Below are 20570 nucleotides of genomic sequence, written 5' to 3'. Positions count from 1 at the left end.
ATGACCACCCAGACGACAGTCCCTTACCGCCTCACACGCATGGGGATCGTGATGACCCCCGAGCCGGGGGCGTCGAACGAAGCCGAGGGGGTGCTCAATCCCGCGTCAGGACGCGGCCCCGATGGCGAGCTCTACCTCCTTCCGCGGCTCGTCGCCGGCGGCAACGTGTCGCGGGTGGGGCTGGCGCGCGTCGTGATCGAGGACGGGATCCCGGTCGGCGTCGAACGCGAGGGCGTCGTCCTCGAACCCGATCGCGGCTGGGAGCGCGGCGTCGGCAATGCGGGCGTGGAAGACCCGCGGACCACGTGGATCGAGGCTCTCGGCCTGCACGTCATGACCTACGTCGCGTATGGACCGCTGGGGCCGCGGACGGCGATCGCCGTGTCGGACGACCTGCGTGAGTGGCGCAGGCTTGGTCCCGCTCTGTTCCGGTACCAGGACGACCTCGACATGGACCTGAACCTGTTCCACAACAAAGACACCGTGTTCTTCCCCGAGCCGGTGACGGCTCCGGATGGCACCACCGCACTCGCCGTCCTCCATCGACCCATGTGGGACCTCGACGAGACGAAGAAGGGGCAGGGGGTTCGGCTGCCCGCCGGGATCGACGACCCTCGGCAGTCGATCTGGATCAGCTACATCCCGCTCGAGGCGGTGCGCGCCGATCTGACGAACCTCGCGCTGTGGGAGCAGCACCGGTTCGTGGCGGGGCCGGAGTTCTCGTTCGAGTCGCTCAAGATCGGCGGCGGGCCGCCGCCGCTGCGCATCCCCGAGGGCTGGCTCGTCCTGCACCACGGTGTCACGGGAGTGATCGACAGCGCGTTCAGTCAGCAGCAGAAGGTCAACTACGCGGCGGGGGCCTTGATCTTGGATGCTGTCGACCCGAGCCGAGTGCTCGCCCGGACGAGCGAGCCCCTGCTCGCTCCCGAGACCGACGACGAGCGCAGCGGCATCGTCCCCAACGTCGTCTTCCCGACGGCGATCGAGCAGATCGACGGACGCCTGTTCGTCTTCTACGGAATGGCCGACTCGAAGATCGGCGTCGCGCTCCTCGAGCGCACGACCGACTGACCCCCGAAAGGATCACTATGTCCACGCATGCACGATGGCGTGCGCGTGCGACCGCACTGGTCGGTGCGCTCGTGCTCGTCACCTCTCTGACTGCTCCGGCTGCCGCATCCGCTGCCGGAGCACCCGCACCGGCGGCGGCGGTGGCGGCCCCGCTCACCAACCTCGGCCACCTGGATTTCCTCCTCGATCAGGCCACCCCGGCGGCCGACGTCGCCGGGCACAGCACCTACCGACAGGCGGAGGAGCCCACGCTCACCATGCCGTGGACCTACGCGGATGCTCGCGACGGCGGCACGTTCGCCCGGGTGGGTGGGGGAGCCCTCGACCCCGCCACGGGTCAGTGGGGTCAGGGCGCCTACAACGCGGACGACATCGCGCGGGCGGCGGTCGTCTATATCCGGCACTGGCAGCAGTCCGGCGATGAGGCGAGCCGGACGAAGGCGTACGAGCTGCTCCGCTCGGTCGCCTACCTGCAGACCACCGATGGTCCGCACGCGGGCGAGGTCGTGCTGTGGATGCAGCCCGACGGAACGCTCAACCCCTCGGCCGAGCCCGTCGAGCTCCCCGATCCGTCCGATTCCGGGCCGAGCTACTGGCTCGCGCGCACGCTGTGGGCGCTCGGCGAGGGATACGCCGCGTTCGCGGACGAAGACCCCGCCTTCGCGGACTTCCTCGATCAGCGACTGTCACTGTCGCTCGGCGCGCTCGAACGCGACGTGCTCGTCGACTACGGCCGGTGGAACGAGGCCGACGGCGTTCGCGTGCCCGCGTGGCTCATCGTCAACGGTGCGGATGCCTCGGCCGAAGCCGCGCTCGGTCTGGCCGCCCGCGTCACGGCGCGACCCGACGACGACCGTGCCGCGACGGCCCTCCGCCAGCTCGCCGAGGGGATCGGCGCGATGTCGTCCGGCTCGACGCACGAGTGGCCGTACCGGGCGATCACGCCGTGGGCCGAATCCCCGGGCACGTGGCACGCGTGGGGCTCTCAGATGCCGGCGGCGCTGGCCGCGGCATCCGTCGCCCTGCACGATCCCGAACTGGCTGAACCCGCGATCGGCGACGCCGCGGTCTTCACGCCCACTCTGCTGACGGCCGGGGGGCCGGACAACGGGTGGATGCCGAGCCCCACCGATCGGGTGCAGATCGCCTACGGCGCCGATTCGCGTGTGCAATCGCTCCTCGCCGTCGCCGACGCCACCGGTTCGGACGGGTTCGCGCAGCTCGCCGGGATGCAGGCGGCATGGTTCTTCGGGGGCAATCATGCCGGCGCTGTCATGTACGACAGGGCGACCGGCGTGACCAACGACGGGCTGCAGCCGGACGGCACCGTGAATCGGAACAGCGGCGCCGAATCGACGATCCATGGGCTGCTCACCGCGATCGCGCTCGACGCGCATCCGGACGTCGCCGCTCGTGCGACGAGCATCACGCACATCGCCGCGCGTGACGGACTCGAGCTCGTCGAAGCCGAGAACGCGGTGTCGACGAACGGCACCGTCAGCACGCCGACCTCATGGACGGGCGAATCGAGCTGGTCTGGCGGCGCGCTCACCCTCGCACGGGGCCAGAACGCCGTCTTCGATATCGGCACCGACGCGACGCGCCGATGGGTCGAGCCCGTGATCTGGTCCGACCCGGGGAGCTCGAGCACGTCCATCTGGCGGGGAGGCGGATTGCCGAGCGGCCTCCTCCGGGTCACCGGACCGGCGCAGGGCATCTCTCCGGCGCCGGGGGTTCTGCGCCCGTACTCGCTGCAGCTGCCGGTCGCGGCCGACCGCTCGCAGGTGCGTGTCGACGTCCTGGCGGGGTCGCTGATGATCGATGCGCTCCTCGTGCGACCTGTGGTCTCGCGACTCGTGCTCGACGGCGACGGCGGGCGCACTGAGCTCGTCCACTCCAGCGCGACGCTCCCGCAGCTCGCGACCGTGGGCGGCGACGGTGTGACCGGCACGGCCCGGATCTACGACGATCACGGCGCGCTCGTGCGCCAGCGCGACGTGAGGGGCGCGGCATCCGTCCTGCTCCCGTCAGGAGGGTTCGCGATCGTCTCGGGCTGATCCGGAACGGAGGGCCACCTCCGAGGCGCGACCTCGGAGATCTGCGCAAGATCGGGGCGCCACCGCGAAATGGGGCCGAAGAACTGCAGATCTCCGAGGTAGTGCAGATCTCCGAGGTGGTGCAGATCTCCGAGGCAGTGCAGACCTCCGTGACACGACCTCGGAGATCTGCGCAAGATCGGGTCGCCACCGCGAAATGGGGCCGAAGAACTGCAGATCTCCGAGGTAGTGCAGATCTCCGTGGTGCTGCAGATCTCCGAGGCAGTGCAGACCTCCGCGGCACGACCTCGGAGATCTGCACAAGATCGGGCGCCCCCGCGAAATGGGGCCGAAGAACTGCAGATCTCCGTGGTGCTGCAGATCTCCGAGGCAGTGCAGACCTCCGCGGCACGACCTCGGAGATCTGCACAAGATCGGGGCGCCCCCGCGAAATGAGGCCGAAGAACTGCAGATCTCCGAGGTGGTGCAGATCTCCGAGGTAGTGCAGATCTCCGAGGTAGTGCAGGGATGCTGCGCCGCCGGCCGGGCGGGTCCCGCAGACGCCGCACGGCGATGTCCGATTTCCGCGAGCGAGGGTCGGAGGCGCATGTCAGGCTAGGTGTCGTGAGCCTGCAGATGTCGTTCGACGAGCGCTATCGAGCGATCGATTCGCGCGACGCGCGGTTCGACGGGCAGTTCGTCACGGCCGTGCGCTCGACCGGCATCTACTGCCGGCCCAGCTGCCCGGCCCGAACGCCCAAGCCCGCCAACGTGACGTTCTACCCGACGAGCGCCGCGGCGCACGAGGCGGGGTATCGCGCGTGCAAGCGGTGCCTGCCCGAGGCGGCGCCCGGATCGCCGGAGTGGAACCTCCGCAGCGACACGGCCGGCCGAGCGATGCGTCTGATCGCCGACGGCGTCGTCGAGCGCGAAGGCGTCCCCGGCCTCGCTTCGCGACTGGGCTACTCGCCGCGTCACCTCACCCGGCTGCTCACCGCCGAGCTCGGCGCCGGCCCGCTCGCGCTGAGCCGCGCGCAGCGCGCGCACACGGCGCGCATGCTGCTGGTCGGCACCGACCTGCCGGCGGCCGACGTGGCGTTCTCGGCCGGCTTCGCGAGCGTGCGGCAGTTCAACGACACGATCCGCGAGGTGTTCGGGATGACGCCGCTCGACCTCCGAGCGCGGCGCCGCGCCCACGAGGTGCACGTGCCGGGCGCGATCGACCTCGTGCTGCCGCACCGCGGCCCGCTCGACGCCGACGGACTGTTCGCCTGGATGTCGGCGCGCGCCATTCCCGGCGTCGAGACGGCGACGGCGACCTCGTTCGCACGGGCGCTGCGCCTTCCCGGGGGTCCGGTGTGGTTCGAGCTCCGGCTGGACGAGGCCGGCCGCGTCCACCTGAGCGCTCGGCTCACGCACCTCGGCGACCTCGCGACGCTCGTCTCGCGAGCGCGACGGCTCTTCGATCTGGATGCCGATCCCCTCGCCGTCGACGAGGCGCTCGCGGAGCATCCTGAGCTCGCCCCACTCGTGGCGGCGGTCCCCGGTATCCGCGTACCCGGGGCGGCCGACCCGCACGAGATGCTGATCCGCGCGATGATCGGCCAGCAGATCACCGTCGCTGCGGCCCGCACGGCGCTCACGCGGCTGACCGACGAGCTCGGCGAGCCGGTCGAGACGTTCGAGGGGGCGACCCGGCTGTTCCCCACGATGGCCGCGATCGCCGAACACGGGCACGAGGTGCTCCGGGGCCCCGCTGCCCGCATCCGCGCCGTCACCGGTGCCGCCGCCGCCCTCGCCGACGGTTCGCTCACCCTCACGACCGGCGACGACGGTGCCGAACAGCGCGCCGCGCTGCTGGCGCTTCCGGGGGTGGGCCCCTGGACCGCCGACTACGTGCGCATGCGCGTTCTCGGTGATCCCGACGTGGTCCTGCCGGGAGACGTGGCCGTGCGCGCCGGAGCGGCGGCCGCCGGCATCCCCTCCGATCCTGCGGGTCTCACCGCCTGGGCCGCCCGCACGGCGCCGTGGCGCTCGTACCTCACCGCACATCTCTGGCGCGCAGCGCCTGCCCGACCGACCAGAAGGAGCACTCCATGAGCACCGCGACCGCCCAGACCATCGACACCCCCGACGGCCCGTTCACGATCGTCGCCGACGACCAGGGCCGCGTGCTCGCATCGGGCTGGACCGCCGATGTCGACATCGCGATCGCCCGCATCCCGGCCGCGGCACGGCCCGCCGAGCTGCATGAGGGACGGACGGATGCTGCGGCCGCCGCCCTCGCCTACTATTCCGGCGACATCTCGGCGATCGACGGCGTGCCGGTGTGGCAGCCGGGCACCCCGATGCAGCACGCCGGGTGGGATGCCCTCCGTACGATCGTGCCGGGCGCACCGCTCAGCTACACCGAGTTCGCCGCGCAGCTCGGCGCTCCGCGCGCGGTGCGGGCCGCCGCATCCATCTGCGCACGCAACGCCCCCGCGCTCTTCGTGCCCTGCCACCGCGTGCTCCGCGGCGACGGGAGCCTCGGCGGATTCGCCTGGGGGCTCGAGGTCAAGCGCAGCCTGCTGGCTCGCGAAGCCCGGTGACCGGCCGGGGTGCGGAGCTGACGAGAGAGGACTTGCACGTTCCCCGGCACGGGCATAGCCTGGGGGGCTGTCTGCTGCGTCCGGCAGTGGGCCGTTCAGAGGAGGATGCCATGCACACGATCGTCGCCCGTACGCCGGTCCCTGCCGTCCTCCCGATCAAGACGCGCGCACCCCGCTCCTGAGCCGGGCCGGCATATCGCCGGCCGCCGCAGCGTTCTCGTTCTTCAGACGGCACCGCCCTCGACCTCTGTCACGCACGCGCGCCCGCGCGCCCCCCGCCCCACCCCGCCCCACCGGCACCAGAAATCCCACAAGGATCATGACTTCCACCGCCTCCGCTCCCGAGCGACTGTCCACGTTGAAGGCGCTCGCGCGCCTCATCCCGTTCGCGAAACCCGTGCTGGGCCGCCTCACGCTCGGCGCCGTCAGCGCGCTCATCGCGAGTCTGCTCGCGCTGTCGATCCCGCTTGTGCTCGAGGTCATCGTGCAAGGCCCCATCGCCTCTGGCGACCTCTCGCAGATCACGTGGGGCGCCGTCGCCGTGCTCGTGCTCGGGCTGTTCGAGGCCCTCATGGTATGGCTCAGGCGCTGGTTCGTGCTGGCCCCGGCGACGGGCGTCGAGTACGACCTGCGGAAGGGCTTCTACGCGCGGCTGCAGCGGCTGCCGGTGTCGTTCCACGATCGCTGGCAGTCCGGCCAGCTCCTCAGCCGCATGATGCAGGACATCAGCATGCTGCGGCGGTGGCTGGCATTCGGTGTCGTGCTGCTGCTCGTGAACGTGCTGACAATCATCGTCGGCACCGTCCTGCTCTTCCGCTGGCACTGGCTGCTCGGCACCATCTTCCTCCTCTGCTCCGCGCCGCTCTGGTACACCGGCTACCGCTTCGAGAAGACGTACGGCACGCTCGCCCGGCAGAGTCAGGACCAGGCCGGCGATCTCGCCACATCGGTCGAAGAGAGTGTGCACGGCATCCGCGTGCTGAAGGCCTTCGGCCGCGGAAAGCACGCCCTGCAGAAGTTCACACGTCAGGCCGAGACGCTGCGCGAGACCGAGCTGAGCAAGGCCCGCGCGGTCGGCGTCATCTGGTTCTGGCTCGTGCTGCTCCCCGACATCGCGTTCGCGCTGTGCCTGGGTGCGGGCATCTACCTCGTCCAGCTCGATCAGCTCACGGTGGCCGAGCTGATCGCGTTCTTCGCGATGGGCACGGTGCTGCGGTGGCCTATGGAATCGATCGGCTTCCTGTTCTCGTTCATGCTCGATGCGCGTACGGCGACCGACCGCATCTTCGAGGTGTTCGACGAGCAGAACACGATCACCGACCCCGCGGATCCGGCGACCATCGAACGCCCGCGCGGCGAGCTCGCGTTCGAGGGGGTGCATTTCCGCTATCAGGATGCTGCGGAATCCGAACGCGATCTGATCGACGGTGTCGACCTCGTGCTCCGCCCCGGCGAGACGATGGCCCTCGTTGGTCTCACCGGCTCCGGGAAGACCACCCTCACGACGCTCCCCACCCGGCTGTACGACGTGACAGGCGGGCGCGTCACGCTCGATGGCGTCGACGTGCGCGATCTCTCTCTGGACGAGCTGCGCACGCACATCGGCATGGCGTTCGAGGATGCGACCCTGTTCTCCCAGACGGTGCGCGACAACGTGCTGCTCGGTCGCGAAGACCTCGAATCCGGCAGCCCCGAGGCCGAGGCCGTCCTGCGCGAAGCGCTGTCGGTCGCCCAGGCGGGGTTCGTCGACGATCTGCCCCGGGGGGTCGACACCATCATCGGGGAAGAGGGCATGAGTCTGTCGGGCGGTCAGCGGCAGCGTCTCGCTCTGGCGCGCGCCGTCGCCGCACGCCCTGCGGTCCTCGTGCTCGACGACCCGCTGTCGGCGCTGGACGTCGACACCGAGGCACTCGTGGAAGACGCGCTGCGCGAGGTGCTCCACAGCACCACTGCGCTCGTGGTCGCCCATCGACCGTCCACCGTCATGCTCGCCGACCGGGTCGCGCTGCTCGAGGCCGGCCGGATCACCGCGGTGGGTACCCATTCCGATCTGCTCCGCGACAGCGAGCACTACCGTCACGTCATCTCGAGCCTCGAGCTCGACGATTCCCGCACGAGCGACAGAGCGCGCATCCGTGAAAGCGAGGGCAACCGATGAGCACCGTCACCGTCGCCGGCACCACCGGTGAAGACCGCTCGGATTACACGAAGGACGAGAGCCGCAGCATCCGGCGTCGCTCGCTGCGCCTGCTGAGCTCACTCGTCTCACCGCTCCGCTGGCAGCTCGTGCTGGCCGGTGTGGTGCTCATCGTCTCCACGGCGCTGCGGGTCGCAGGCCCCGCACTCATCGCCTACGGGATCAACACCGCTCTGCCCGCCGTCGTGTCGGAAGCCGACTGGCTCCCCACGATCGGTGTCGTCGCGGTGTACCTCGCCGCGGGAATCGGCGGGGCTGGGCTGATCGGGTGGTACGTGGTCGTCGCCGCACGCCTCACGCAGGCGATCATGCTCGACCTCCGCACGCGCATCTTCCTGCACACGCAACGGCTCAGCCTCGAGTTCCACGAGTCGTACACGTCCGGACGCATCATCTCGCGCCAGACGAGCGACCTCGACACGATCCGCGAACTGCTCGACGGCGGACTGAACGAGCTCGTCTCCGGCATCCTCTACGGCGGGTTCACACTCGTCGCCCTCCTGCTGCTGGACTGGGAGTCGGGCGTCATCCTGCTCGTCATGGGCCTGCCGCTTTATCTCTTGATGCGGTGGTTCTACCTCCGCTCGCAGCGGGTGTACCGCGAATCCCGGGTCGTGAGCGCGAAGGTGATCGTGAAGTTCGTCGAGACGATGACGGGCATCCGCGCCGTGAAGGCCTTCCGCAAGGAGGGGCGCAACGACGTCGATTTCGGAGAGCTCTCGAGCGACTACCGCGATGTGAACATGCGCTCGATCCGGCTGTTCGGCACGTTCGAGCCCGGTCTCATGGCCGTCGCGTCGGTCACCGTTGCCCTCGTGCTCCTGTGGGGTGGAATCCGCGTCGTCGACGGGACCCTCCTCATCGGCACGCTGTTGGCCGCCGTGCTGTACGTGCGCAACTTCTTCGCGCCGTTGCAGGAGGTCGCGTTCTTCCTGAACTCCTACCAGTCGGCGACGGCGGCGCTCGAGAAGGTCTCCGGCGTGCTCGAGGAGCAGCCGACGGTCCCCGACCCGACGCGTCCGATCGATCTGTGGCACTCTCGTGGCCACCTGCACTTCGATCGGGTGGAGTTCGGCTACGGCACGGGCAAGACGATCCTGCCCGACTTCACGCTCGACATCCCCGCGGGGCAGACGATCGCTCTGGTCGGCACGACGGGCGCGGGAAAGTCCACGCTCGCCAAGCTCGTCTCGCGCTTCTACGATCCGACGAGCGGTTCGCTCCGCCTCGACGGAGTAGATCTGCGCCAGCTGCATCCGAAAGACCTCCGGCGCGCCATCGTCATGGTGACGCAAGAGGCCTACTTGTTCAGCGGGACAGTGGCCGACAACATCGCGCTGGGAAAGCCGAGCGCGACGATGGAGGAGATCCGCGCGGCCGCCGAGGCCGTGGGTGCCGACTCGTTCATCACCTCGCTCCCGGACGGCTACGACACCGATGTCAACAAGCGCGGTGGGCGGGTGTCGGCCGGCCAGCGCCAGCTGATCTCATTCGCCCGCGCGTTCCTCGCCGACCCGGCGGTGCTGATCCTCGACGAGGCGACGGCGTCGCTCGACATGCCGAGCGAGAGGATGATCCAGGAGGCGCTGCAGACCCTGCTGGCCGACCGGACGGCGATCATCATCGCGCATCGCCTGTCGACGGTCGCGATCGCCGACCGCGTACTGGTGATGGAGCACGGGCGCATCATCGAGGATGACGATCCCGACACGCTGATCAGCGGCACGGGCAAGTTCGCGCAGCTGCACGCCGCATGGCGGGAGTCCCTCGTCTAGCAGGCGGGGCGCGAGGGTGGGCGTTGCGGGATGGCATCGCCCACCCTCGACGCTCAGGGTGCGCGCGTTCAGATCGGCCTGGTACCGTGCCCGGCGATGGCGACACGACTCGCGTTCCTCGCGCACCGCACGATCCGGGAGCCCCGATGAACGGGGTGGGCCGTGGTTCCGTGCGCCCGGGCCCGCGGCGCGCGGGGGTCGCGACGTTCGCGGTCGTGCTGGCCGTCATGCTGGGCGTCGCGGCGATCGCCGCGTTGAACCTCGCACGTGCACAGGCCGACGTCCCGTTCGGCTCCGGCGCCCGCATCGCGCAGCCGGCCGCCCCCGAGGCGGTGACCCCTCCCGAGGCTCAGGGCGTCAGCAACGCGGTGCAGCGCGTCGGGGTCGATCCGGCCTGGGTCGATGCGACGGCGCGGGCCACCGGCATCCCCACCCGCGCTCTCGCGGCATACGCGACGGCATCCCTCGTGATCTCGGGTGAAGAACCGGAATGCGGAATCGGCTGGAACACGATCGCCGGCATCGGTGCGATCGAGTCTGACCACGGACGCCACGGGGGCGCGACCTTGGGAGAGGACGGCTACTCGGTCCCCGCCATCCGTGGGCCGGCACTCGACGGGAACGGCGTCGCGGCGATCGCCGACAGCGACGGCGGACGGTGGGACGGGGATGCGACGTGGGACCGCGCGGTCGGTCCGATGCAGTTCATCCCCGATACCTGGGCGCGATGGGGTGCCGATGCCAACGGCGACGGGATCGCCGACCCCAACCAGATCGACGACGCGGCGTTGGCCACCGCGCGTTACCTGTGCGCGGGAGGCCCGATGACGAGCGTGGACGGCTGGCGCGCCGCCGTGTTCAGCTACAACCACCTCGACAGCTACGTCGACGACGTCGCCGTCGTCGCCAACCGCTACGCGACGGCGGTCGGCTGAGGCTCCTCCGCGTCGGAGGATCGCGCATACGTCGGAGAATCACCGCGGAATCCTCCGACCGAAGGCGGATTCTCCGACCGAGCCGCGCTCCGTGCGGGGGCTAGAGGCGGATCTCGGCGATGACCTCGCCGTACTCGGTCTCGCCGACCGGGGTGAAGCCGACCCGCTGGAAGAACGCCTCGGGCCCGCCCTCGCCGGCTTCGTAGATCACGTCGACGAGCTCCATGCCGCGCGCACGGGCTTCGTCCAGAAGCCGATCGACCGCGAAGCGGCCGACGCCGCGACCCTGGGTGTCGGCGTCGACGTTGATGCGCCACAGCACCGAGCGGAAATGCTCCTGCGGAGCCTCCGGATCGAAGTTCGCGCTCACGAACCCGACGACCTCGTCGTCGTCCAGGACGACGCGCTGCCAGCTCGTGCGCGGATCGATCACGGTCGCCGCGATCCCGTACGAGACAGGTGCGAGGAACTGCTCCTGCCCCGGCTTGAGTGACAGGTTGTTGACCGCGACGATCGTCGAGGCGGACAGTTCGACCAGACGCAGCTCAGCCATGTGCCCAGGGTAACGCCCCGGGCGAGAGCGTGCGCGCCGGATGTCACGGCGAGAAACCACGGTGCGGCGGAGATATCTCGATATCAAGATACTTTCGTCCTTGCGATAGGCTGGAATCACGACCCGAACGGAGACACCACCGGTGACTGAATCGACGATCTTCTACACCCACACCGATGAGGCTCCGGCGCTCGCGACCGCGTCGTTCCTCCCCATCGTTCGTGCTGTCACGAGCCGGGCGGGAGTGGATGTCGAGACCCGCGACATCTCGCTGGGCGGCCGTATCCTCGCGGCATTCCCGCAGCGGCTCACGCCCGAGCAGCAGGTCGGCGATGCGCTCGCCGAGCTCGGCGGCCTGGCGACGCTGCCCGAGGCGAACATCATCAAGCTCCCCAACATCTCGGCGTCGATCCCGCAGCTGAAGGCGGCCATCGCCGAACTGCAGGCGGCCGGCTACGACATCCCGAGCTATCCCGACGACGCGCAGTCGCTGGAGGAGAAGGACGTCCGCGCCCGCTACGACCGCATCAAGGGCTCAGCGGTCAACCCGGTGCTGCGCGAGGGCAACAGCGACCGCCGCGCGCCGCTGGCGGTGAAGAACTATGCCCGCAAGCATCCGCACCGCAACAAGCCGTTCGCCACGGGGTCCAAGACCCGCGTCGCGACCATGGGCCATGACGACTTCAAGCACAACGAGAAGTCGTGGGTGGCCGCGCACGACGATGTGCTCACGATCCAGCACGTCGGCGAGGACGGCACCGTCACCGTTCTGAAAGAGAGCCTCAAGGTGCTGCCGCGCGAGATCATCGACGCGACGTTCCTCTCGGCCGCCGCGCTCGACGCCTTCCTCGCCGAGACGCTCGACGAGGCCAAGAAGCTCGACGTGCTCTACTCCGTGCACCTCAAGGCCACGATGATGAAGGTCAGCGATCCGATCATCTTCGGCCACGTCGTCAAGACCTACTTCGCCGACGTGTTCGACAAGTACGGCACCAAGATCGCCGAAGCCGGGCTCACGCCCAACAACGGGCTCGGCTCGATCCTGTCGGGGCTGGCTGCTGTCGACGGCGGCGCCGAGATCGAGGCGGCCTTCGCCGCAGATATCAAGAGCGGTGCGCGCCTCTCCTACACCAACTCCGACAAGGGCATCACGAACCTGCACGTACCGTCGGACGTGATCGTGGATGCCTCGATGCCCGCCCTCGTGCGCAACGGCGGAAAGCTCTGGGGCGTGGACGGGGGCGAAGACGACACGCTCGCCGTCATCCCCGACTCGTCCTACGCGGGCGTCTACCAGGCCGTGATCGACGACGTGATCGCGAATGGGCCGCTCGACCCCGCGACGATCGGCACCGTCCCGAACGTGGGGCTCATGGCGCAGGCGGCAGAAGAGTACGGAAGCCACGACAAGACGTTCGAGATCGAGAGCCCCGGCCGCGTGCAGGTCGTCGACAGCTCCGGCGAAGTGCTCATCGAGCACGAGGTCGGCGCGGGAGACATCTGGCGTGCGACGCAGACCAAGCACATCGCCGTCATCGACTGGGTGCGTCTGGCCGTCGGTCGCGCGCGTGCCACCGGTTCGCCCGCGGTGTTCTGGCTCGACCTGAACCGCGCGCACGACGCGCAGCTGATCGCCAAAGTGCACCAGGCGCTCGCGACGCTCGACACGAAGGGCGTGCAGATCACGATCCTCGCCCCCGAAGAGGCGACGCGCTACACGCTCGCGCGCATGCGCCACGGGCTCGACACGATCTCGGTCACGGGCAACGTGTTGCGCGACTATCTCACCGACCTCTTCCCGATCCTCGAGGTCGGCACGAGCGCCAAGATGCTCTCGATCGTCCCCCTTCTCGCGGGCGGCGGACTGTTCGAGACCGGCGCGGGCGGCTCCGCCCCCAAGCACGTGCAGCAGCTGCTCGAAGAGAACTACCTGCGATGGGACTCGCTGGGTGAGTTCTTCGCGCTTGCGGCTTCGCTCGAGCACCTCGCGACCTTCACGGGCAACGCGAAGGCGCAGATCCTCGCCGACACACTGGATGCGGCGACCGGCACGTTCCTCGAGAACGACAAGTCGCCCGGCCGCGCGCTCGGCACGATCGACAACCGGGGCAGCCACTTCTATCTCGCGCTCTACTGGGCGCAGGAGCTGGCAGCGCAGGATGCCGATGCCGAGCTGGCGGCCGTGTTCGGCCCGCTTGCGGCCGACCTGGCTGCGCGCGAGGAGCAGATCGTCGGCGAACTGCTGGCGGTGCAGGGCTCGCCGGTCGACATCGGCGGCTACTACCGCCCGGACGAGCAGCTCGTCGAGGCCGTGATGCGCCCGTCGGCGACGTTCAACACGATCATCGACGCGGTGCACTGAGCTCACGAGGTCGGCGAACGCGCCGGCGCGCCCGCCCCGTGGCAGTGATCGGGGAGGCGCGCCAGCGCCGGATCGAGATCTCCGGACGTACGTGCGACGTCGGTTCAGCGGATCTCGGTACTCTCGCTGGCGCTGACACAACTTCGGAGAACCGCAGTTCTTCGGACATTCCGCGCGGCGAAGCTCCGATAACGCGCGGATCACCGAAGGTGTGCAGAGCAGCCCGCGCGTGCGGTCACCGACTCGCGCTCCCCACGGATCTCGGTACGCTCACGACTCGGTCACCACGACTCGGTCACCGCAGCTCGGCCGCACAGCATCATGCCGGTGGGGCCCCCGCCGGCGATGACGACGTCGCGCGTCGTGCTCAGTAGTGGACCCAGACCTCGGTGCCCATCGGAGCCCAATCGAACGTGTAAGCCGCCGCGCTCAGCGGCATGTTGACGCAGCCGTGGCTCATCTGGTTGCCGAAGTTGTTGTGCCAGTACGCGCCGTGCAAAGCCTCGTCGCCGTTGTAGTACATGACATTCGGCACGTCGGGCGTGTAGTAGTTCGGCGCCTTCGTCAGGTCGGGGTTGCCCATGTTCTGGTAGTCGAGCTTCGCGAAGACGCGGAAGTGGCCGGTCGCCGTGTTGTAGCCGTCGCGACCGGACGAGATCAGCCAGGACTGCACGACCTGCTCGTTCTCGAAGAGCGTGGCGCGCTGCTCGCTGAGGTTGACCTCGATGCGGCGAGCGAGGTTCGTCGTGGTGAACGCGGTCTCGGTGACGGGCAGCTCGTAGACGGCGTTGCCGGTCTTCAGCTGGGTCGCGAACGCGGCGGCGACGTTGTCCGTCGCGCCCAGGGCACGTCCGGTGACGCCGGCGGACTCCTCTTGCAGCACGCCGCCTTCGGAGTCGGTGATCACGGTGGCGTTCACGGGGGCGCGATTGACCGCCGCGGGGAGTGCGTCGACGGCGGTCTGGATCGCCGCCTGATTCACGTCGTATGTGACCGCACCGTCCGCGCCGGTGGAGAGAGTGATCCACGACGCCACGGTCGCCTTGTCGACCGGGACGGTGCGTTCGGTCCCGACGTAGAAGCCGGCGGTGTTCAGGATGTTGTTGAGCTTGTCGGCCGCACTCTGGGCCGCGGTCGTCGTGGTCTTCGCCTCGATCGGTGCCGCCTGGGCGGCGACCTCGACACGGGTCCGTCCCGTGTTGAATGCGTCCGTGACGGCTGCCTGTACGGCCGCGATGTCCACGCCCTGGCCCTCGACGGCCGGCGTTACGACGTACGCGGCGGAACCCGCGTCGAACGCGACGGCGGCGTCCACGGGATCCTTGTAGAGGCGGGGCGCGGCTTTGCGGAGGGCCGCGGTGGCGGAATCCGCGTTCAGAGTGACCGCAGTCGTGGCGGGGGAAGAGAACCAGGCGGTGGGATTCCAGGCGGGATGCTGCGCGAACGCCGCATCCGCAAGCGCTTTGGCGTCGATCCTCGCACCGAGTTCGGGGGCACCGATCTCTACGCCCGTGCTGGTGGAGGATCGGGCGACCGAAGCCCCGAGCTGGCCGGCGGTCACGGTGGCCTCGACACCATCGCCGGTGAGCACGATCGTGGTGTTGTCCAGCCGCTGCTGGAGGGCGTCTGCCGCACCGCCGGCCGTCATCCCGCCGACGGCGACGCCGCCGACGGTCGTGCCGGGGGCGATGAGGGTGAGCGACGCGGCGACGAGCGCTACAAGGGCGACGCCCGCCGGGATGCCGATCCACAGGCCCAGGCGCTTCTTCTTGCGCGCGGGCTCGGCGGGAGCCCATGCGTACGCGGGCTCGGCTGCTGCGGCATTGTCGATGGCAGTGGTGTTGACCCCGCTCGGGGTCGCAGGGGTAGTGTCGACAGCGGCATCGCCGACGACCGCGTCGTCGGCGATCGTCGCCGTGACGGATGCCGTGGGCACGCCGTCGTCGGACGCTGAGTCAGCGCCCGGCCTTGTGGCCAGATCGGTCACGCCATCACCCCCGGAAATGCGTATACGCGCTCCTTATGGTACGGGACGCGCAGATTCGAAGTCACAACGTTCCCATCACGGTGGGGGAGCAGAACCGGGGATCGCCCCTCAACTGCCGCAGACGGCCTGGAACTTCGCGCTGGTCTCGTCGAACTGGGTGCTCAGCTGGCTCAGGTCGCCGGCTTTGCTCACGTCGCCTTTCGCGACAGCACCCATGACGTCCGAGACCTTCGTGAACATGTCCTGCAGCGCGGGGACCAGGGGTGCGACCTGATCGTTCGTGATCGACGGAGCGGCGGCGGCGAGTTTCTGCGATGCGGATGTCATCGAGTCGACGATCGCCGCCGGATCGGATGACGTCGCCGACTCGAGCTGTGTGGTGGCGTCGGTGATCGCCTGCTGCACGAGCGTGCACGCCTCCGCGGCGGTCTGCGTGCTCGTGCCTGCGGCCGCCGAAGCCGCGGGGGACGGGCGGGAATCCGAGCAGGCGCTGAGCCCGAGAACGGCGGCGGCGGCGATGGTCAGTACGGCGATGGTGCGGCGCATGGAGAGTCCCCTCGTCTCTTCCAGCCTAAGCCGGGCTCCGCTGCCTCGAGGCCCGATGCCCTAGCGGCGGACTCGCTGATTGCCGCGTCTACGGACCCGCGCGTTGAGGACGACCGCGACCGTCAGGATCGCGACGCCGATCACGACGAAAGCCCCTCCGAGAGCCGGGGTCGGCTTTCCCTGCACCGATTGAGCCACGACGACGATGGCGCCGATCGCGGCCGAGATCGATGCAGTGACCACGACGATTATCACAGCAGTTCGTGACGAATTGATCATGCTCTGTGTTCTCTCTACCGAGTGAGGTTACCGCCGCAACGCGGCTACTCCCGAGGTTGCCCGTGCTGCCCGGGCGAGGTGGATTGCCATGATGACGCTGGCGATGGTCATCGCGAGGAGAGAAATTCCGATGCTGTTCCACACGACGAGCGGGTGCCCTGCCGCAACGCCGAGTGTTCCCGCGAGGAGTGCGGCACTGACGGCACCGGCGATGGCCCCTACACCTATGCCCAGGATCGTCCCGGCCCACTTCTGTGAGCGTGTCCACAGCTGGTTCCGCCAGAGCAGGACCACACTGGCCAGCCATACCAGCGGGAACACCAACGCGCTGAGCGCGACAGCGAGCACGGTAGTCATGAGCCGGCCGCGCCGGGCGGCCGAAGCCGCCGGGGCGTCAGGGAGAGCTTGCCGCGCGAGATCCTCCGGGGATCCGAGGCGACGGATCCGGCCGGGCACGTCCGCGTCGTCCAATCCGTGGAGGCTTTCTCGACCGCCAGCGAGTACCTCATCGCGCAGCGTCGGATCCGCGCCAGCCATCGCCCGCTTTAACCGTTGAAGGCATCCCTCCGGCATCATGTTCCCCTCAGTACGCACGCTCCACCCTTCCTCGATGCAGCCATCGGCTATCGCCGTGAACTCGCTCCGAGCCTGTCGGTCGGCCACCAGCGCTTCCCGTCCGGATGCATTTCCCTCGCGCGGTGATGGAGGGGCTGGTGCCGCCACACGAGGTGCAATGATCACGCCAGTTACATATACTAAAACTTTAAAAGAACATTTTGCCGCCAATGGGTGTCGAGTGATCAACTTCATCGGCGATGCTGTGGTGATCGCGTAGTAGAGGTGATGGTACGAGGCGCCTGTTTCGTTTTGATCCTCGCCCCGACACCTAGCGCAGGGGAGTCCGAGGCCGCCCCAGCGTCGTGTGGACTCCCGTCCTATCAAGCCCAAGCGCGCGTCCGACAGCACTGGGATCGCAGCTGCTGCGCTCAGCATTGGGGCTGGGGCATTCGGGGTGTGCGCTTGCTGGGGGAACGGGATCTACGGGAACACGCTCTACACGGGACACCGTTTTGCTGGGGGCAGTAGGGGATGGGGCCATGCTAAATAGTCATTGGATCGCCAGGGTTGTAGTAACGCTCCATGTGGCGCTCTCGCTCGAGCTCCGTCAGGCGAGATGGGCAGGAAGGGAATCCGGACTGTGAGCACTTCACGTCGCCGGCTGAAGGCGGTGAGTCTCACAGCGATCTGCCTCACTGCGGCGCTGGTTGTTGCCGGGGCCGCCATGACCGTGTATGCGGTGGTCGGCCTCGAGCGGGGTTCCGCCACCTTCACCGCCATCCTCTTTTGGGCACAGGCGTGCCTGATCGCCGGAGCAGCCATCGGACTGGGCGCCTTGCTCCTGCGGCGCGCATTGTCGCGACAGACGATGGCACGGGGGAGCGCCGGGACCTGATCGTCCGGGATGGATCGGAGGCACGTAAGTGCGGTAGCGGCAGAATCCGCTCGCTGTCTACGGCTCGGTGCCCGGGTCGGTTGCCGGCGGACCGCGCTCCGGGACGGTGGTATGTAACAAGTTTGTAAACGCGCCGTTCAAATTGCCGTCATGTCTTGCGCGGTGTTTGTTCGTAAGGTCTACTAACAAACATGTCCACGTCGGAAACGCACCGCGGCTCATCCACCCTCGACCCGCGCCCGAGCGTCGGCGCACCCCTGAGCAGCACGCTTTCGGCCGCGCGTTCCGTCGTCCCCAGCCGTGCCCTCCGCCACGGCGGCAAGGTCCTCCCCGAGCACGCCAGAGGCCACAACCGTTCCCTCGTGCTGCAGCTGCTCTTCCACCAGGGCGCCATGAGCCGCGCCGACCTCGCCCGCGAGACGGGCCTGACCCGTGTCACGATCTCCGATCTGGTGGGCGAACTCATCTCCGACGGATTCGTCGCAGAGATGGGCGTGCGTGAGGCATCCGGCCCCGGCAAACCCGCCATGCTCGTCGACCTCGACCGTGCGGGGCACCGGATCGTCGGCATCGACCTGTCGGGCAGCGACTCGTTCATCGGCGCGGTGCTCACGCTCGACGGCGACATCGTCGTCCGACGCGAAGTGCCGCTCCCCACGGACGACGTGGTGGGCACCGTCGTCGCCCTCGCCCGAGAGCTGGTCGCCGAGTCGCACGCGCCCGTGCTCGGAGTGGGCGTGGGCACGCCCGGTGTGGTGAACGACCGAGGCGTGATCCTCGCCGCGCCCGGCTTCGGGTGGGTGGACTTCGACCTGGAGGGCGCGCTGCACGAAGCGCTCGGCCTGCCTGTACTCGTCGCGAACGACGCGAACGCCGCCGTCCTCGCCGAATACACCTTCGGCGGCGCCGACGAAGACATCCTGCTCGTCAAGGTCGGCCGCGGTGTGGGCTCCGGCCTGCTCGCGTCGGGTCAGCCCATGCGCGGCAGTCGCTTCGCCGCGGGTGAGATCGGCCACGTGACGGTCGGAACCGATGGCGGCCCGGTCTGCGTGTGCGGCAAGGTCGGCTGCCTCGAGGCCTGGCTCGCGGTGCCGAAGCTGACGGCGCGGCTGGCCGGGGCATCCGACTCGGCCGCGCGCGACGGAATCCTGCGCGACGCGGGGGAGCGGCTCGGCATCGCCCTCGCCCCCGTCGTGGGGGCCCTGGATCTGTCGGAGATCATCCTCTCCGGCCCCACCGAACTTCTCGACGGACCCCTCAGCGAGGCGACCGTCGAGACGCTGCGCACCCGGACGCTCGCCGAGTTCCACGACGGCGTGCGAGTGCGGATGACGGGGCAAGGCCAGGACATCGTCCTGCGCGGCGCGGCCGTCATGATCCTCTCGGGACAGCTCGGCGTCTCGTAGAACCCCGCAGTTCCGGGTTCGCCCGGAGCAATCCCCCCAAGGTAATCCCCCCCGGATAGGCCACCCGGCCCGTCATCACATCAGGAAGAACAAGGAAGTCACCATGAACAAGAAGCTCGGAGCCCTCGCCATCCTCGGCGCGTCGGCTGTGGCGCTCGCCGGCTGCGCGGGCGGCGCGGGCGGCTCGTCGTCCAGCGCGGCAGCCACCGGCACCCTGACGGTCTGGCTCGTCGGCACGGACACCCCGCAGGACGCGCGCGACTACCTCAAGACCACCTTCGAGTCCGAGCACAGTGGCTGGACCCTCAACATCGAGGAGAAGACCTGGGCGGACACGAGCGACAACTACGTCGCCGCGCTGTCGTCCAACGATGCGCCCGACGTCGTCGAGGTCGGCAACACTCAGGCGCAGGGCTTCATCGCGCAGGGCCTCTTCGAGGACATCTCCGACATCCAGTCGACGCTCGGCGGCTCCGACCTGCTGCAGAGCTTCGTCGACCTCGGCTCGGACGGCGGAAAGCTCTACGCCGCCCCGTACTACGCCGGCTCGCGCGTCGTCTTCTACTCGCCCTCCACGTTCGGCGGCACCGTGCCGACGACGCTCGACCAGTACGTCGCCGACGGCAAGGCGGGCAAGACCGACACCAAGTCGGGCATCTACGCGCCCGGCAAGGACTGGTACAACGCGCTTCCCTACGTGTGGGCCAACGGCGGCGAGATCGCCGTGCAGGACGGCGGCAAATGGGATGCTCAGTTCTCCAGCGCCGACAGCCTCAAGGGCCTGACGCAGCTGCAGGATGTCTACCTCAACGCGAACGTGGCGCCCGCCGACAGCGACGAGACCGACCCGCAGGTGCCGTTCTGCGCGGGTGAAGTCGGCTTCCTCTCGGCCCCCGCGTGGGTGAAGTGGTCGATCCTCGCCGCGGCCGACGCGAAGGCGCCCGGATGCCCCGACACCTACGGCAAGGACCTCGCCGCGTTCGCGCTGCCCGGCACCACCGCAGGATCGGTCGCCCCGGTCTTCGCGGGTGGGTCGAACGTCGCCGTCGCCACCAAGAGCGACGCGAAGGACATGGCGAAGTCGGCTCTGGAGATCATGCTCTCGGAGGGCTACCAGAAGATCCTCGCCGAGAACGGCCTGATCCCCGCACTGACGACGTTCGCGAAGTACCTGCCGCAGGACCAGATCACCGCTGAGGCCGCGAAGGCAGCTGCCGGGTCTAAGGCCGTGCCGGCGAGCCCCAACTGGGCGCAGGTCGAGTCGTCGGGCGTCATCAAGGACGCGCTCGTGAAGATCGCGCAGGGCGGCGATGTGAAGGCGATCGCCACCGAGCTCGACACCCAGATCGAGGGCATCCTCAACAAGTAGTCGGCGAGTC

Annotated in this window: 16 protein-coding genes; 11 read left to right on the top strand and 5 right to left on the bottom strand. The window is 69.0% G+C overall.

All coding sequences use genetic code 11. The features are described from left to right. From F6B43_RS07125 to F6B43_RS07095, 7 genes are all read left to right on the top strand, one after another. Positions 1-1071 (top strand): glycoside hydrolase family 130 protein, encoded by a 1071-nt coding sequence (locus tag F6B43_RS07125; RefSeq protein WP_150448117.1) that lies wholly within the window; start codon positions 1-3, stop codon positions 1069-1071. A gap of 17 nt (positions 1072-1088) precedes the next feature. After that, positions 1089-3128: a hypothetical protein gene (locus F6B43_RS07120; RefSeq protein ID WP_246159826.1), complete on the top strand. Its 2040-nt coding sequence runs from the start codon at positions 1089-1091 to the stop codon at positions 3126-3128. Between the two features lie 615 nt (positions 3129-3743). Then, a complete protein-coding gene (locus tag F6B43_RS07115) occupies positions 3744-5207 on the top strand; it encodes an AlkA N-terminal domain-containing protein (RefSeq protein ID WP_150448486.1) in 1464 nt (487 codons plus the stop codon). Then, positions 5204-5698 (top strand): methylated-DNA--[protein]-cysteine S-methyltransferase, encoded by a 495-nt coding sequence (locus F6B43_RS07110; RefSeq protein ID WP_150448116.1) that lies wholly within the window; start codon positions 5204-5206, stop codon positions 5696-5698. The genes F6B43_RS07115 and F6B43_RS07110 overlap by 4 nt, the downstream gene beginning before the upstream one ends. A 319-nt stretch (positions 5699-6017) precedes the next feature. Next, positions 6018-7856, top strand: a complete 1839-nt coding sequence (locus F6B43_RS07105) for an ABC transporter ATP-binding protein (protein WP_150448115.1) — start codon at positions 6018-6020, stop codon at positions 7854-7856. Further along, the gene (locus tag F6B43_RS07100) at positions 7853-9670 is read left to right on the top strand and encodes an ABC transporter ATP-binding protein (RefSeq protein ID WP_150448114.1); all 1818 of its coding nucleotides are present in this window, start codon (positions 7853-7855) and stop codon (positions 9668-9670) included. Before F6B43_RS07105 ends, F6B43_RS07100 begins: the two co-directional genes overlap by 4 nt. Positions 9671-9816: 146 nt before the next feature. After that, a complete protein-coding gene (locus tag F6B43_RS07095; protein ID WP_150448113.1) occupies positions 9817-10605 on the top strand; it encodes a lytic transglycosylase domain-containing protein in 789 nt (262 codons plus the stop codon). 100 nt (positions 10606-10705) lie between these two features. Here the strand turns inward: F6B43_RS07095 and F6B43_RS07090 are convergent, their stop codons facing one another. Continuing rightward, complete coding sequence (locus tag F6B43_RS07090; protein ID WP_150448112.1) at positions 10706-11158, bottom strand: GNAT family N-acetyltransferase; 453 nt, start codon at positions 11156-11158, stop codon at positions 10706-10708. A gap of 142 nt (positions 11159-11300) precedes the next feature. Here F6B43_RS07090 and F6B43_RS07085 point away from each other — a divergent pair, with 142 nt between their 5' ends. Beyond that, positions 11301-13520, top strand: a complete 2220-nt coding sequence (locus F6B43_RS07085; protein WP_150448111.1) for an NADP-dependent isocitrate dehydrogenase — start codon at positions 11301-11303, stop codon at positions 13518-13520. A gap of 367 nt (positions 13521-13887) precedes the next feature. Here F6B43_RS07085 and F6B43_RS07080 read toward each other — a convergent pair whose 3' ends face one another. From F6B43_RS07080 to F6B43_RS19555, 4 genes are all read right to left on the bottom strand, one after another. Beyond that, positions 13888-15507, bottom strand: a complete 1620-nt coding sequence (locus F6B43_RS07080) for a L,D-transpeptidase family protein (protein WP_150448110.1) — start codon at positions 15505-15507, stop codon at positions 13888-13890. Positions 15508-15615: 108 nt separating this feature from the next. Further along, a complete protein-coding gene (locus tag F6B43_RS07075; RefSeq protein WP_150448109.1) occupies positions 15616-16053 on the bottom strand; it encodes a hypothetical protein in 438 nt (145 codons plus the stop codon). 60 nt (positions 16054-16113) lie between these two features. Further along, complete coding sequence (locus F6B43_RS07070; RefSeq protein WP_150448108.1) at positions 16114-16296, bottom strand: hypothetical protein; 183 nt, start codon at positions 16294-16296, stop codon at positions 16114-16116. A 63-nt stretch (positions 16297-16359) separates the two neighbouring features. Further along, complete coding sequence (locus tag F6B43_RS19555) at positions 16360-16995, bottom strand: DUF1700 domain-containing protein (protein WP_170285582.1); 636 nt, start codon at positions 16993-16995, stop codon at positions 16360-16362. A 535-nt stretch (positions 16996-17530) separates the two neighbouring features. Here F6B43_RS19555 and F6B43_RS07060 point away from each other — a divergent pair. The 3 genes from F6B43_RS07060 to F6B43_RS07050 all read left to right on the top strand — a co-directional run bounded on the left by F6B43_RS07060 (position 17531) and on the right by F6B43_RS07050 (position 20560). After that, entirely contained in the window at positions 17531-17785 is a 255-nt protein-coding gene (locus F6B43_RS07060; RefSeq protein WP_150448106.1) for a hypothetical protein, read from the top strand. A 191-nt stretch (positions 17786-17976) separates the two neighbouring features. Further along, on the top strand, positions 17977-19191 hold the full coding sequence (locus tag F6B43_RS07055; RefSeq protein WP_150448105.1) for an ROK family transcriptional regulator: 1215 nt from the start codon (positions 17977-17979) through the stop codon (positions 19189-19191). Positions 19192-19294: 103 nt separating this feature from the next. Further along, on the top strand, positions 19295-20560 hold the full coding sequence (locus F6B43_RS07050; protein ID WP_150448104.1) for a type 2 periplasmic-binding domain-containing protein: 1266 nt from the start codon (positions 19295-19297) through the stop codon (positions 20558-20560). Positions 20561-20570 lie beyond the last annotated feature (10 nt).

It is taken from the genome of Microbacterium rhizomatis (assembly GCF_008710745.1).
In the GTDB taxonomy this organism is placed as follows: Bacteria; Actinomycetota; Actinomycetes; order Actinomycetales; family Microbacteriaceae; genus Microbacterium; species Microbacterium rhizomatis.
Note: the sequence above shows the minus strand (reverse complement) of the source record. Positions and strands in the feature narration are given on the sequence as shown.